The sequence below is a fragment of the Candidatus Palauibacter soopunensis genome (genome assembly GCF_947581735.1).
In the GTDB taxonomy this organism is placed as follows: domain Bacteria; phylum Gemmatimonadota; class Gemmatimonadetes; order Palauibacterales; family Palauibacteraceae; genus Palauibacter; species Palauibacter soopunensis.
In genome coordinates this window covers 198422-213500 of sequence record NZ_CANPVT010000007.1, presented here as the reverse complement: position 1 = coordinate 213500, position 15079 = coordinate 198422, and the positions used below count along the sequence as shown (strand labels likewise).

Below are 15079 nucleotides of genomic sequence, written 5' to 3'. Positions count from 1 at the left end.
TTAGACTTACGTGATTTCCTGCCGGGATTCAGATCTCCGGTGCTCCGCCTGACGGGCACGGACCCGGAGCGGGTCCACGCGCTTCCCCTCCCCACCTGGCCGCGGCGGGAGTGCCTGATCCAGGCGCCGCACCGGTTCGGCTACGACCGGGCGTACCGGGACGCGGGGATGACGATCGTCGAGGCGGAGACGCGGGAGGACTTCCGGGCGAAGCTGACGGAACGGACGGCGATGATCGCCGCCCTCGCGACGGCGGAACGGCAGACGATGTTCGCGCCTCCGGCCCCCGTGGACTGGGCGCCGGCTCCCGGGCCGGAGGTCATGACCGTGCGCGAGCAGATCGAGATCGGGCGCGATGCGGGCGTCCCCGTGCTGGTGGACATGGCGTCGGACCTCCCGACCGGGGTGGGTCTCGTGGAGTTCGTCGAGGCGGGGGCGGACCTGATCGTGATCAGCGGCGGCAAGGGGATCGGCGGCCCGCAGTCGTCCGGCATCCTGGCCGGGCGGGCGGACCTCGTCGAAGCGGCCCGTCTGAACGCCTCGCCGAACGATGGCATCGGCCGGGGCATGAAGGTGGGAAAGGAGGAGATCGTCGGTCTCGTGGTCGCCCTGGACCGCTACGTGGAGCGCGATGTCGAATCGTGGGTCGCGGGCTGGTCCGACATGGCCCGTCGCATCGCCGCCGACCTCGCCGACGTCCCCGGCCTCACCGCCGAGGTCGTGACGAACACCGCGGGCTACGAGGACGTGGAACTCACCTGGGACCCCGACGTCATCTCCCTCACCACCGACGAGGCGAAAGCCGGACTCATGGCCGCGGAGCCGCGCCTCGCCTACCTGATGACGATCCGCACGCGCCTCCTCCGCGAGGGCGAGGATGCGCTCGTCGCCCGCACCCTCCGCGACTTCTTCACCGAAGCGGCCGCCACCGCCTGAACGCCGGGCCGTCGGTGATTGTCGCGACGGGCTTCGTCTATCTAGGTTTGCGGGCCGCGGTCCAACCGGAACAGGAGCAGGAGCCCCATGCGCAAGCTGGCCATCGTCACGCCGACCACGCTCACCCTCGCCGCAGCCGTCTTCGTCGCGGCGGACTTTGCCGTCGCGCCCTCGGCGCTCGCGGCCCAGGAGGCCGTCGCCTTCGACTCCGCCGACGTGGCGGGCCTCAGCTTCCGCTCCATCGGGCCGCCGCGGGGCGGCCGGAGCACGGCCGTGGCAGGGATCACCGAGCAGCCGCTCACCTATTTCATGGGCGCGACGGGTGGCGGCGTGTGGCGCACGGACGACGCCGGCCTCAACTGGCGCAACATCTCCGACGGCTACATCGAGACGGGCTCGATCGGAGCGATCGACGTGGCGGACAGCGACGCCAACGTCATCTACGTGGGCACGGGCTCGGCCCCCATCCGCGGAAACGTGTCGAAGGGGATCGGCGTCTACCGCAGCACGGACGGCGGCGACTCGTGGACCCACATCGGACTCCCGAACGCGGGGCAGATCGGCCGCATCGAGGTCCACCCGCACGATGCCGACGTCGCCTTCGTGGCCGCGCTCGGCGACCCGTTCGGGCCCCACCCGGAGCGCGGCGTCTTCCGCACGTCGGACGGCGGGGAGACGTGGGACCACGTGCTCGCGATCTCCGACACCACCGGCGTCGTGGACCTCGCGATCAACCCGGCGAATCCGCGCATCATCTTCGCCGCGGCGTGGCGGGGCGAGCGCAAGCCGTGGACCGCGATCTCCGGTTCTGAGGAGTCCGGCGTGTTCCGGTCGACCGACGGCGGGGACACGTGGAACCGGCTCGAGGGCGGACTCCCCACCGGACTCGTGGGCAAGGCGGCGGTCACGGTTTCCCGGGCGAACCCCGACCGGGTGTGGGTGCTCATGGAGGCGCCCAACGACCAGGGCGGCGTCTACCGCTCCGAGGACGGGGGCGACAGCTGGCGGCGGGTGAACGACGACCGCGGGCTCCAGCAGCGGGCCTGGTACTACACGCACATCTACGCCGACCCGGTGGACGAGAACACGGTGTACGCCCTCAACGTCGGCTACAACAAGTCCATCGACGGCGGCGCGACGTGGCAGGGGTACAGCGTCCCGCACGGGGATGTGCACGACCTGTGGATCAACTACGAGAACCCCGACTTACAGGTCGTGGCGAACGACGGCGGCGGGCAGGTGACGACGACCGGCGCGGAGAGCTGGTCCACGTACTACAACCAGGTCACGGCCGAAATGTACCGGGTGTTCGTCGACAACCAGTTCCCCTACCGGGTGTACGGCTCGCAGCAGGACAACTCCACGATCATGGTGCCGAGCCGCGCCATGCCGGCGGTGCAGCCGGCGCAGCACTGGGCCGCGGTCGGGGGCTGCGAGAGCGGCCACATCGCGATCGACCCGCGGAACCCGAACGTGACGTACGCGGGCTGCTACGGCGGCAGCATCAACCGGGTGGACCGGGCCACGGGCGACGTCCGGCAGATGCTCCTCTATCCGCAGCTCCAGCTGGGACAGGCCCCGAAGACGATGAAGCACCGCTTCCAGTGGAACGCGCCCATCCGGATCTCCCCGCACAACCCCGACGTCATCTATCACACGTCGCAGTACGTGAACCGGACATCGGACGCGGGATACTCGTGGGAGACGATCAGCCCCGACCTCACGCGCAACGACACGACGAAGATGGAGCACGCGGGCGGGCGCATCACGTGGGACAACACCGGGGTGGAGATGTACGGGACGATCTTCGCCTTCGAGGAATCGCCGCACGAGGCGGGCGTCCTGTGGGTGGGCTCCGACGATGGCCTCATCCACGTCTCGCGGGACGACGGGGCGAACTGGACGGACGTGACGCCCGGCGACCTGCCGGAGTTCTCGACCGTCAACGTGATCGACCTTTCGGCGCACGGCCCGGGGCGGGCGCACGTCGCCGTCTACCGCTACCGGATGCAGGACAACACGCCCTACATGTGGCGCACGGACGACTACGGGGAGAGCTGGACCCGCCTCTCGGGGAACGGGATCGAGCCCGGCCACTTCGTGCGCGTCGTGCGCGAGGACCCGGTGCGGGAGGGACTCCTCTACGCGGGCACCGAGTACGGGCTCTACGTGAGCTTCGACGGCGGCGGCAACTGGCAGCGCTTCCAGCAGAACCTGCCGATCACGCCGATCACGGACATGCTCGTGCACGAGGGCGACCTCGTCATCGGCACGCAGGGCCGCTCGTTCTGGATTCTCGACGACGTGTCGCCGCTCCGGACGATGTCCGCGGCCACACTGGCGGCCGACGTCCACCTCTACACGCCGCGCGATGCGGTGCGCGCGCAGAGCGTCTTCCCCAACGGGGCGGCGATTCACTTCGCGCTCGGCGAGGGGATGGAGGAGACGATCAACCTCGAGATCGTGGATGGGGGCGGCGAGGTCGTGCGGGTCTACTCCTCGAACCCCGGTTCGTGGGATGATGAGGCGAAGGCGGCGATCGGGCGCCCGTCGACGTGGTCGCCGGACCGCCTGCAGACGACCGCCGGCCTCAACCGCATGGTGTGGAATCTCCAGGGAGAGGGGCCCGACCTCGTGCAGGGCGCCCGGATCTGGGGCTTCACGGGCCGGGTGCCCGCCGTGCCCGGGCGCTATGAGGTCCGCCTGACGGCGGGCGAAGCGACGCAGACGCAGCCGCTCGCGGTCCACATCGACCCGCGGGTGGCCGACCAGGTCACGGTCGCCGACCTGCAGGCGCAGCACGACCTGATGGTGCGGGTGCGCGGGCTGCTCCAGCAGTCGCACGACGCGGTGCGCGAGGTACGGTCGGTGCGGTCGCAGATGAGCGACATCGCGACCTCGGTGGAGGAGGCCGGCTACGGCGACGACTTCACGGAGATGGCGGACGCGGCGGGCGAGAAGCTCACGGACGTGGAGGAGGAACTCTTCCAGACGCGGAACCGGTCCGGGCAGGACATGCTCAACTTCCCGCCCATGCTCGACAACGAGATCGCGAACCTGTACGGCTACATCGGGTCCACGTACGACCGGCCCAACGCGGTGGCGGCGGTCCGCGCCGACGAACTCGAGGCCGAACTCGGGGGGTGGCTGAACACGCTCCAGCAGATCATCGACACGGACGTCGCGGAGTTCAACAACCGGCTCCGCGAGGCCGGCGTCCCCGGCGTCATCGTGCGCACCCCGCCGCGCGCCACGAGCTGATCGGCGTGGGCGTCCGGTGAGTCGACGGCGAAGAGGCCCGCGGGTCGTGCCCGCGGGCCTGCTGGCGCTCGTCGTCCTCTCGGCCGCGGGGTGCGGCGAGGAAAGCACCGCGCCGCCCACGGCATCTCCCAACCGGCGGCCGACGCCGACGAGCACGATCCCGCCACAGGAACTGGCGGCCGGCGACACGCTCACCCTGGACGCGGCGGCCTATTTCACGGACCCGGACGGGGACGCCCTGACGTACTCCATCGAGACTTCCGACGCCGGCGTCGCCTCGGCCTCGCTTTCGGGCGCCACCGTCACCGTCGTCGGGGTCGCGCCGGGCGAAGCGCGAGTCACGATCCGCGCCCGCGATCCCCGGGCGCTCCAGGCCCGGCTGGACTTCAGCGTCCTCGTACCTGAACTCGTGACGGCGGATCACGTCGTGCTGCGGGCGTTCTACGAAGCGACGGGCGGCGAGGGCTGGAACAACGATGACAACTGGCTGTCCGGGCGGCCGCTGGATACGTGGCATGGCGTGGGCGTGGACGCGGCGGGGCGGGTGACGGACCTCGACCTCGACTTCAACGGACTCGAGGGGCATCTGCCCCCGGAACTCGGCGACCTCGACCGGCTCCAGTCGCTCATCCTGTCGCGAAACGCGCTCGCGGGGACGATCCCGCCGGAACTGGGCCGGCTGCCGATTCTCGTGCACCTGGATCTTCGCGACAACCACTTCGATGGCGAGATCCCGCCGCTGATCGGCGACTTCGGCTACCTGGACGAACTGGACCTCAGCCTCAACGGATTCGGGGGGCGAATCCCGGCCGCGCTGGGCAATCTTCGCGACCTGCGTCGGCTGGATCTGAGCGACAACGATCTCACGGGACCCATCCCGCCCGGACTCGGAGACCTCAGGCGACTCGAGGTCCTGCTGCTCATGCGCAACGACCTCGAAGGTCCGGTGCCCGCGACGTTCGGGCGCCTGGCGGCGCTGCGGGCGCTGAACCTGTCGGACAACGCCGGGCTCGCCGGCCCGCTGCCCGTCGAGTTGACGTCGATGCGGCGACTGGTCCAGCTCCACCTGGGCGGTTCGGCGCTGTGTGCGCCCGTCGAACCCGCCTTCCGGGACTGGCTGGAGCGGCTGTACAGACACCGGGTCGCCGCGTGCGGGCAGGACGCATCGATCGTGCTCACGCAGGCCGTACAGTCATCACGGTTCCCGGTGCCGCTCGTGGCCGGGGATTCCGCGCTCCTGCGCGTGTTTCTCACCGCACCGGAGGGGGCGTCCGTCGATTTCCCGGCCGTCCGGGCCCGGTTCTACGTGGAGGGCGCCGAAACCCACGTCGTCGACATTCCCGCGCAGTCGAACCCCGTGCCGACGGAGATCCAGGAAGGCGATCTCGCCACAACGGCAAACGCCGTGATTCCCGGACGGGTCGTGCAGCCGGGGCTCGAAATCGTCGTCGAGACGGACCCCGACGGCACGCTGGACCCGGCCCTGGGACTCACGCGGCGGATCCCCGACAGCGGGCGGCGGGCGGTCGATGTCCGGAGGATGCCCACGTTCAAAGTCACGGTGATCCCGTTCGTGCTGACCTCGGACCCGGACGCGTCGATCGTGAGTCTCGTGAACAATCTGACGCCGGAGCACGAACTCTTCTGGGACACGCGTACGCTGCTCCCGGTCGGAGCCATGACGGTCAGAGGGCACGAGGCCGTCATGACATCCACGAACAACCAGAGCGCGCTCCTGGGCCAGACGGCGGCGATACGCGCCGCGGAGGGATCCATCGGGCACTACATGGGCACGATGACGAACAGCGATGGCGGAGGCCTGGCCTTCGTCGGCGGGTTCGCCAGCTTCTCCAGTCATGATCGGGCCGACATCGTCGGGCACGAGTTCGGGCACAACATGAGCCTCAGCCACGCCCCCTGCAGCGCGACCGGCCCCGACCCCTGGTATCCCGAAGAGAACGGGCACATCGGCGCGTGGGGATACGATTTTCGCGACGGCGGGCTGCTCGTGCCGCCGGACAGGCCCGACATCATGGGATACTGCGATCCGCACTGGATCGGGGACTATCACTTCTACAATGCGATGCGCTTCCGCCTGCGCACCGAGCCGACCACATCGGCCTCGCGCGCGGTCGCCGGCGGCAATGACCGCACGCTGCTGCTGTGGGGCGGCGTGAGCGAAGAGGGCGCCCTCTACCTGGAGCCCGCGTTCGTCCTCGACGCTCCGCCTTCCCTGCCCCGGGGCGGCGGCGATTATCGTATTCGCGGCCGGAACGCGTCGGGTGAAGAACTGTTCGCGTTGCGCTTCGACATGTGGCGCATCGCTCATGGGAACGGAGCCCTGGGTTTCGCCTTCGCCGTGCCCGTCCGGCCCGGTTGGGCGGGAGCGCTCGCGAGTCTCACGCTCTCGGGGCCCGGCGGATCCTTCACGCTCGACGGCGAGGGCGACCTTCCCGCCGCCATCGTGCGCAACCCCGCGACCCGGCAAGTGCGCGCGATCCTGCGGGATCCGTCACCCGCGGGACTGGCCGGGGCGGTGGCGGAGGCGCTGGCCCTGGATCCCGCCCTGGAGGCGCTGGTCAGCCGCGGGATCCCCGACCCCGCGGACTGGGACCGGTAGCCGGACCGGGCCGCCAACCCTTCGCGCTACCCGCCTTCGCGGTCCCGCATGTCGGCCAGGGCGCCGGTGTCGATCGCGTCGCGAAGCGCGTGGAGTTCGTCGATCGTCAGGTTCCGTCCCTCCAGCTCGACGACGAAGCGGTCTTCGATGAACCAGGTGAACTCCGCGCGGCCGCGGTCGCCGCGCGTGCGGCGGAACTCCTCGATGGCCGGGTAGCCCTCGTACTCGATCGTGCGTTCCCACCCCCGGTCGCTCTCCTGGTCGACCGAGAGATCGAGCCACTCCACGAAGCCCTCGGAGCCGATCACCGGAAGCGCGCCGATGTCGAAGATGGCGACTTCGACCTCGGCCCCGTTCCTCCCCTCGTACTCGGCTTCGGCCGCCGACACGCGGAACCCGAAAGCTCCGCCCGTCGCGCCCTCGCGCGAGGTCCGTCTCAAGTCCCCCGCCCGCTCGGGCAGAACATCGTAGAACTCCCGGAAGTGGATCGGGTTGTCGACCAGCGCACCGGCGCTCAGTTCCTCGGCGAGGTCGGTCATGTGCTCGCCGATCTCTTCCACCGCGTCGGTGATGCTTGCCGCGATGTCGTCGGCGGCATCGCGCAGATCTTCACGCACTTCCTCTGCTTCGTCCCTCGACTCGCTGTCGCCGACGAAGATACAGCCCGCCGACGTGAGGCCGCAGAACAGGGCGCCCGCGAGGGCGATCCGCCGCGAGGGGCGGGCGAGAGAGCGACGATTCCGAAACATCTTTTCCTCCAGACGCTGAGCGCGGGGGTTAGGGGGCCTGTGCGCGCCTACGCGCCTCGCCGGAAGGAAGTGTCAGACCGCGGCCCGGAGGCGTCGGGCACCGGGGCCGGACCCGTCGCGGGGCGGGGCGGGACCCGTCGGGCCGTTGACCGGCGACCCGGGCGGTTCGATGGTGTTCCCATGAACCGCCCCCCGTCCCGTTCCGCCGTTTCGCCGAAGGCTCGCATCGCGGCGCTGGCTCGCGATGACAAGTGGTTCCTGGGGGGGCTGGACGGCGTGGTGTGGGCGCCGCCGTTCCCGGAGTGGTTGCACCGGCCGGGGTTCTGGGATCCGGTTCACCTGCTGCAGCACGAGGTCGGCCCCGGGTTCTCGGTAGCCCTCGTGGGCTCGGACGGGCGGGAGCGCCCTCTCCGCCGGGCGGCGCCCGGACCGGGCGGTGGCGAGCCGGCGGTCGGCAGGTGGCGGCCCGGGCGGCTGGCCGTCACATGGGCCGACGAGCGCGGCGCTCTCGTCGAGGAGCGCCGCCAGGTGCTGCCGGGCGGCATCCTGGAATCCGCCTGGGACGTGCCCCGCGACTTCGAGGGCCACCTCGTCGGCTTCACCGCGCAGCCGGCGGACGCGACGGACGGGGTGGCGCCGACGGCGGACGGGGTGGGCTGGACGCGGGCCGTCTCGGACGGGCGCGGCCAGGAACTGGTCCTGCGCATGGAACTCGCGGGCTCGGGATCGCCCGCGTGGCGGCGCGTCGTGCCGTCCGAGGGCCGCGGGGCGCCCGAATGGCGGCATTCGCCGTTCGCGGAAGATGTCGAGCTAAGCTCCGACCCGGACGCGCCCCGCTCCGGGTGGATCTGGATCGCCGTCGCGTTTCCGATGTCGTCGATCGACGGCGGCTCACCGGCGTTCCGGCTGACTCTCCACCTCCCGGGCGTAGAACCCCGACGCCCGGATTCTGCGTCCTCGGTTCCAACGTCCCCTACTCCAACGTCCCCTACTCCGACATCCCCTACTCCAACGTCCCCGCCGGGCGAGATCCCGGCGGCCTCCGCCTGGGAGTCCTTCTTCGGCGGTTTTCCGCACTTCGAGAGCGGCGATCCGTATCTCGACCGCACCTTCGACTACCGCGTCCATGGTCTCGGCCTGAACCGCATCGAGGGTTCGTGGGGGCCCGTGCGGCACCCCGCCATCGCGGAGGGCCCGGAGTACTTCCACGTGCCGATCGCCTACAGCGCGCAGTGCCACATGATGGAGATGCGGTGGCGGAAGGGCGGGCGCGAGGCGTGGGGCTCGCTCCTGAACTTCGTCGACAACCAGAAGCCCGACGGCTCCTTCCACGGGCGCCTCTATCCCGAGCGCCTCGAGGGAACGGACTTCTACCACGCGAACTGGGGCGATGCGCTGCTCGCGGTCGATGACATGCACCCGGATGCGGCGGCGCTGGCCCGCTGCTACGAGGGGCTGTCGCGCTACGCCCGCTGGCTGACGGCGGCGCGCGATCCCGAAGCGTCGGGGATGTTCACCGTCACGAACCATTTCGAGACGGGACAGGAGTATATGTCGCGCTACATGGCGGTGGACGGGGAGGCCGACGTGGCCGGGTGGCGTCCCCGGCTCCGGCTCAAGGGGATCGACGTCACGGTGTACGCGCACCAGTTGTTTCGCGCCCTCGCCGCCGTGGCGCGCCGTCTGGAGCGGGCGGGCGACGAGGCCGCGTGGCGCGAACTCGAGGCGCGCTGCCGGAGAGCGATCGACGAGCGCATGTGGTCGGCGGAGGCCGGGCTGTTCACGGATGTGGACGGACGCACGGGCGAGCGGACCGGCGTGAAGGCGGCGGTGGGGTTCTATCCGCTGCTTACCGGAGGCGTAGACGGGGCGCGGCTCGATGCCCTGCTCGACCACCTCGAGGATCCGGCGACGTTCGGGACGCGCTTCCCCCTGCCTTCGTCCAGCGTGGACGATCCGCGATTCTCGGCGGAGGGCATCTGGCGCGGGAAGCGCCGCAACTGCCCGTGGAACGGACGGGTTTGGCCGATGACGACGAGCCACGTGATCGAAGGGCTGCTGCGTTGCTGGCGCGGCGGGAACTCGCGGGCGCACGCGCGGGCGGGCGCCCTGGCGGCCGACATGCTCAACCGCTTCGCGCGCATGATGTTCACCGATGGCGATCCCGCGCGCCCCAACTGTTTCGAGCACTACAACCCGCACACGGGCCGCGCGTGCCACTTCCGGGGCATCGACGACTACCAGCACTCGTGGATCCTCGACCTGCTGGCGCGCGGATTCGGCGGGCTTCACGTGGACGCATCGGGCATCGAGGTGCGGCCGCTGCCGAACGGTCCGGCCCGCGTGTCGCTGGGACCGGCCGTCGCGCGGGGGCGCACCGTGTCGGTCGAGGTGGAACCCGAGCGGGTGAGCGCGACCGTGGACGGCGAGCGGTTCGACGGGCCGCGCGGCGAGGGCCTGCGGGTGCGATGGGCCTCGTGACGCGCGCGCCCCAGGGCGTGGAACTGCGCGGCGTGGAGAAGCGGTACGGCGAAGTCGTGGCCGTCCGGGCGCTGGACCTGGAGGTCCGGCCGGGAGAGCTGGTCGTGCTGGTGGGACCCTCGGGGTGCGGGAAGAGCACGCTGCTTCGCCTCATCGCCGGGCTCATCGCACCCACCGCCGGGGAGGTGTGGATCGGGGGACGGCGCGTGGACGACGTCGAGCCGGGCGCCCGCGATGTGTCCATGGTGTTCCAGAGCTACGCGCTCTACCCGCACATGACTGTGGCGGGGAATCTGGGCTTCGGCCTGCGCGTGCGCGGCACCCCGCGCGACGAGATCGAGCGGCGGGTGGCGGACGCCGCCGCCGCGCTCGGCCTCTCCGACCTGCTGTCGCGGAAGCCCGGCGAACTGTCCGGGGGACAGCGCCAGCGGGTGGCCCTGGGACGCGCCATGGTTCGCGATCCGGGCGTGTTCCTGTTCGACGAGCCGCTCTCGAACCTGGACGCGGAACTGCGCCTGCGGACGCGCGACGAGATCGCCGCCCTGCACCGGCGCCTCGGCACGACGATGATTTTCGTGACGCACGACCAGGTGGAAGCGCTGTCGCTGGGCGAGCGGGTCGCGGTCATGGACCGGGGCCGGCTCCAGCAGGTGGGCACGCCGGATGAGGTGTACCGCCGGCCGAGGAACCTGTTCGTGGCGGGCTTCGTGGGGTCGCCGCCCATCAACTGCATCCCGCTGGCCCGCGACGAGGGCGGACGCCTCATGGGCGGTCCGTTCGCCCTGCACGCGCCGTCGGACCTCGACCACGCGACGCTCGGGGTGCGGCCGGAGGACCTTGCCTTGGCCGCTGGCGGCGACGGCGGCGACCCGAGCGGGGCCGGCGGCTCGACCGGGGCCGGCGACTTCCGGGCCGCCGTGCTGCGGGTGGAGGCGCTGGGGAGCGAGCAGCGCGTGCACCTGGACGGCCCCGGCGACGCGGCGTGGGTGGCGCGGGCGGGCCCCGGCCTCCGGGTCGCGCCCGGCGACCGGGTGAGCGTCTCCGTCGCGTGGGAGCGCAGCCACCTGTTCGGTCCGGATGGCCGCCGCGAGGAGGCGGCGCCGCGACCGATCGACCGGCCGGCCTCGCCGTGACGCGCCGCGTCGTCCTCGCGGCCCTCGGCCTCGCGGCGGCCGGCTGCGCGCCCGGCGAGTCGGACACCGTGCTGCGCGTGGCCCTGTGGGCGGGCGGGCACGAACTCGAGATCGAGCGGCAGGTGGCCGACCGCTACGAGGCGCTGAACCCCGGCGTACGGGTTGTGCTCGAATCGGCTCCCAACGGGTACGAGGAGCGCCTGCTGACCTCGATCGCGGCGGGGCGTCCGCCCGACGTCTATCTCATGGACTCGCCCGACATCCCGACGTTCGTGGAGCGCGGGCTGGCGCTGGACCTCGCGCCGTACATGGAGGCGCTCGGCTGGCGGCCGGACCGCGTGTTCGGGCAGGTGGCGGACGCGTTCCGCCGGGGCGCGTCCATGTTCGCGCTGCCGAAGGACTTCACGCCGATGGTCCTGTACGCGAACCGGGGCGTGCTCGCCGCCGCGGGCGTCGAAGACCTTCTGCCGGCCGCGCCGTCAACCGCCGCGCCCGGGGCCGGCTGGACCTGGACGGACTTCCGCCGGGCCGCGGAGGCGGTCGTCGCGGACACGGACGGCGACGGGCGGGAGGACGTGTTCGGGTTCGACTTCCCGCGCAACCTGTACCAGTGGGTGCCGTTCGTGTGGTCGGCGGGCGGCGACATCCTCGCGCCCGGCGGCGACGGGGCGGCGGGATACCTGGACGGGCCGGAAGCGCTGGAGGCCTACCGCTTCCTCACCGCCCTGGCGGAGGACGGCCTCACCCCGGGCGCGCAGTTCGTTCAGCAGGGAGACCCCGCGCGGGAGGCGCGCTTCGCATCGGGCGGACAGGCGTTCCTGCTCTCGGGCCACTGGACGCTCCCCGTGTTCCGGGATCTGGTCGAGACGGGCGCCCTGGACCTGGCCATCGTTCCCATCCCGCACCATCCCTCGCGGGCGGCGGCGACGAGCGTGCTGTACGCGTCCGGGTGGGCCGTGCCGCCGAACACGCCGCGCCTGCGCCGGGCCATCGACCTGGCCGGCTTTCTCGCCTCGCCCGAAGCGCAGCGCATTCGGGCGGGGTCGGGACTCGCGATCCCCTCCCGGATCGACGTGGCGGCGGAGATCGCGGCGGCGGACGACACCGGGGTGGAGGGCGCGTTCATCGCGCTGGTGGAGGGCGCCCGGATGACGTGGGGCGCCCGCGTGCGCGACTTCTCGCGCATCGAGGCGCTCGCGGTGGAGATCATGGACCGCCGCCTGATTCGGGGAGAGTCCCTCGCCTCGAGCGCCTCGGACGTGGCCCGCCGCATCGACGCGGAGTTCGGGCGGTGAGGGGCGCGCGGCAGCCGGCCTTCGCGGCCCTCGCCGCCGTCGTCCTGGCGGCCGGCGTGGCGCTGGTGGTGGCCATCGCCGCCGGCCGGGTGCAGAGCGTGCGCGCGGCGTCGGCGGAAGCCGAGGCGCGCATGGCCGCCGCCCTGTGGGAGGAGGCGGGCGGCGCGCAGGGCGGCGCGCGGGCCGTCGCCGGACTGCTCGGTGAGCGCGCGACGATCCTCGGCGCGGATGCCGGCGGCGACGGGGCGGGGGCATACGCCTATGAGGCCGGGGCGCTCGACCCCGCCGCCTGGATCGCGGTCGCGCCGCGCCGCGCAGACGGCCTCCTGGACGCCCTCCCCGGCGGCGCCTTCGCCATCGCGCTGGCGGGCGCGGGGCTCGTCGCGGGCTGGGCCGCGCGCCGGCGGCGCGCACCGGGGCGCTTCCGTTACCCGTGGGGCATCGCGCTCCTCGCCATCGGCTGCGTCGCCCTGTCGGCGGCCCTCGCCGGACGGTGGGCGGACCGCGAACTCCGATCACTGAGCGCGGCCACGGTGGCCCAGGGCGCGCGCGCCGTCGAGCGAGCCCTGGCGGGCGGCGCCGATCCGGCGGGCGCCGCCCGCCTCGCCCACCTCCCCTGGACCGAGGATCGCGCGCTGGAGTCCGCGGACCCGCCGTGGACGATGCCGGCCGATGTCGCGGCGGCCATCGCCGCCTCCCCCGACCGGGCCGGGCAGCCCGCCGGCGCGCCGGCGGGGACGCCGTACACGGTGGAGGCGGACGGCGCCACCTGGCACGTCGCCCGCGCCGCCGACGTCCACCTCGCCTTCCTCGGATACGAGCGCACCGCCTCGCCCGCCCTCGCGCTGGCCGCCGCGGGCGGGCTCGCAGCGCTGCTGGTCGCGCTCGTCCTCCACCTCGCGCAACTCGCGGCCCGTCCCCGCGCCCTGCGCCGAACGCTCGCGGCGTGGGGCCTCCTCGCGCCCGCGGCGGCCCTCATCCTCGCCTTCACCCTCGGGCCGCTCGTCTTCTCACTGTGGATCTCGCTGCACGAATGGCGCCTCATCGACCCCGCGCCGCTCTTCCTCGGACTCGACAACTACGCGGCGCTGCTCACCGACGGCGAGTGGTGGTCGGCGATCGGGAACACGGCGCTGTTCACGCTGCACGTGCCCGCCGCGATGGCCGTCGCCCTCGCCCTCGCGCTCCTCACCCGGGGGTCGCGCCGCGCCATGCGCTGGGCCCGGCTCGCCCTCTTCCTGCCCGGCATCACGAGCGTGGCAGCGATCGCGGTGGTGTGGAAGTGGCTGCTGAGCGACCGGTACGGGCTGCTGAACCGGGGCCTGGAGCGCGCCGGGTTCGAATCCGTCCCGTGGCTCACGTCGCCCGACGTTGCGCTCATCAGCCTGATGATGATCGGCATCTGGATGGTCGTCGGTTACCAGATGGTCGTGTTCCAGGCGGGCCTCGCCGCGATCCCGCGCGACTGGTACGACGCGGCCCGGGTCGATGGCGCGGGGCCGTGGCAGCGCTTCCGTCACGTCACGCTGCCCGGCCTGCGCCACACCCTGTTCTTCGTGCTCGTCACGTCCGTCATCGGGTCCTTCCAGGTGTTCGGTCTCGTCTACGTGATGACCGAGGGCGGCCCGCTGGGCGCCACCGACGTCGCCGTCTATCACATCTACCGGGAGGCGTGGGAGTTCCTGCAGTTCGGCAACGCGGCGGCGATGAGCTGGATGCTGTTCGCGGTCGTGTTCGCCGCCACGTGGCTGCACTTCCGCTTCCTCGATGCGCGGCGGGCCCATGGCTGACCGCGCGATGGCGCCCCGGAGGGCGCGCGGACTCCTGCTCGCCGCGGCCTGCCTCGTCATGGCCGCGCCCTTCGCGTGGATGGCGCTCACGAGCCTCATGGGACAGCTCGAGGTGTTCGCCGGAGGAGGCCTCCTGCCGCGGACGCCGCGGTGGTCCAACTACCCGGAGGCGCTGACGGTCCAGCCCTTCGGGCGCTACTTCCTGAACTCTCTCGTGTTCGCGACCGCCGTCGCGGCGGGACAGGTCGCGACCTCGGCCACCGCCGGGTACGCCTTCGCCCGCCTCGACTTTCCGGGACGGGACGGGCTCTTCATGCTCTTTCTGTCGACGATGATGGTGCCCGCGGTCGTCGTCCTCATCCCCCGCTTCCTCATGATCGAGGCCCTCGGCTGGATCGACACCTACCAGGGACTCATCTCCACGGAACTCGTCTCGGTGTGGGGCATATTTCTCATGCGGCAGTATTTTCGGACGGTGCCGCGCGAACTGGAGGACGCCGCGCGCGTGGACGGGGCCGGGCGCGTGCGCATCTTCTGGAGCGTCGCCCTGCCGCTCGCGAAGCCCGCCGTGGCGACGCTCGCGCTGTTCGCGTTCGTCGATGCGTGGAAGAACCTGCTGTGGCCCCTCCTCGTGACGCGCTCCATGGAGATGCGGGTCGTCGAGGTGGGGATCGCCGCCTTCCATTCGACGTACGAGATCCACTGGCCCTACCAGATGGCGGCCGGCGTCGCCGCCGTGCTGCCCATCGCCCTCCTTTTCCTCTTCACCCAGAGATACTTCGTACGCGGAATCCAACTCGAAGGAATCCGCTAG

9 protein-coding genes are annotated in these 15079 nt (G+C 71.9%); 8 read left to right on the top strand and 1 reads right to left on the bottom strand.

Annotated features, from left to right (window positions below; genetic code table 11):
- The 3 genes from RN901_RS04135 to RN901_RS04125 form a co-directional block, all read left to right on the top strand.
- Window positions 1-936: hypothetical protein (locus tag RN901_RS04135; protein WP_310756237.1), on the top strand; the 936-nt coding region annotated here is incomplete at its 5' end.
- Window positions 937-1023: 87 nt separating this feature from the next.
- Window positions 1024-4197, top strand: a complete 3174-nt coding sequence (locus RN901_RS04130) for a hypothetical protein (RefSeq protein WP_310756235.1) — start codon at window positions 1024-1026, stop codon at window positions 4195-4197.
- Window positions 4198-4243: 46 nt separating this feature from the next.
- On the top strand, window positions 4244-6817 hold the full coding sequence (locus RN901_RS04125) for a hypothetical protein (RefSeq protein ID WP_310756233.1): 2574 nt from the start codon (window positions 4244-4246) through the stop codon (window positions 6815-6817).
- Between the two features lie 26 nt (window positions 6818-6843).
- Here the strand turns inward: RN901_RS04125 and RN901_RS04120 are convergent, their stop codons facing one another.
- Window positions 6844-7566: a hypothetical protein gene (locus RN901_RS04120; RefSeq protein ID WP_310756231.1), complete on the bottom strand. Its 723-nt coding sequence runs from the start codon at window positions 7564-7566 to the stop codon at window positions 6844-6846.
- Window positions 7567-7746: 180 nt separating this feature from the next.
- Between RN901_RS04120 and RN901_RS04115 the strand changes: the two genes are divergently transcribed.
- The 5 genes from RN901_RS04115 to RN901_RS04095 are packed head-to-tail and all read left to right on the top strand — an operon-like array spanning window position 7747 to window position 15079.
- The gene (locus tag RN901_RS04115; protein ID WP_310756228.1) at window positions 7747-10047 is read left to right on the top strand and encodes a trehalase family glycosidase; all 2301 of its coding nucleotides are present in this window, start codon (window positions 7747-7749) and stop codon (window positions 10045-10047) included.
- Window positions 10044-11180, top strand: coding sequence for an ABC transporter ATP-binding protein (locus RN901_RS04110; RefSeq protein WP_310756226.1), 1137 nt, complete (start codon window positions 10044-10046; stop codon window positions 11178-11180). Before RN901_RS04115 ends, RN901_RS04110 begins: the two co-directional genes overlap by 4 nt.
- The gene (locus RN901_RS04105; protein WP_310756224.1) at window positions 11177-12475 is read left to right on the top strand and encodes a sugar ABC transporter substrate-binding protein; all 1299 of its coding nucleotides are present in this window, start codon (window positions 11177-11179) and stop codon (window positions 12473-12475) included. Before RN901_RS04110 ends, RN901_RS04105 begins: the two co-directional genes overlap by 4 nt.
- The gene (locus RN901_RS04100) at window positions 12472-14265 is read left to right on the top strand and encodes a sugar ABC transporter permease (protein ID WP_310756222.1); all 1794 of its coding nucleotides are present in this window, start codon (window positions 12472-12474) and stop codon (window positions 14263-14265) included. The genes RN901_RS04105 and RN901_RS04100 overlap by 4 nt, the downstream gene beginning before the upstream one ends.
- Window positions 14258-15079 (top strand): carbohydrate ABC transporter permease, encoded by an 822-nt coding sequence (locus RN901_RS04095; RefSeq protein WP_310756220.1) that lies wholly within the window; start codon window positions 14258-14260, stop codon window positions 15077-15079. The genes RN901_RS04100 and RN901_RS04095 overlap by 8 nt, the downstream gene beginning before the upstream one ends.

Coding starts and splice junctions, on each gene's coding strand:
- RN901_RS04115 (WP_310756228.1), top strand. CDS start 7,747: ATGAACCGCCCCCCGTCCCGTTCCGCCGTTTCGCCGAAGGCTCGCATC.
- RN901_RS04130 (WP_310756235.1), top strand. CDS start 1,024: ATGCGCAAGCTGGCCATCGTCACGCCGACCACGCTCACCCTCGCCGCA.
- RN901_RS04120 (WP_310756231.1), bottom strand. CDS start 7,566: ATGTTTCGGAATCGTCGCTCTCTCGCCCGCCCCTCGCGGCGGATCGCC.
- RN901_RS04095 (WP_310756220.1), top strand. CDS start 14,258: ATGGCTGACCGCGCGATGGCGCCCCGGAGGGCGCGCGGACTCCTGCTC.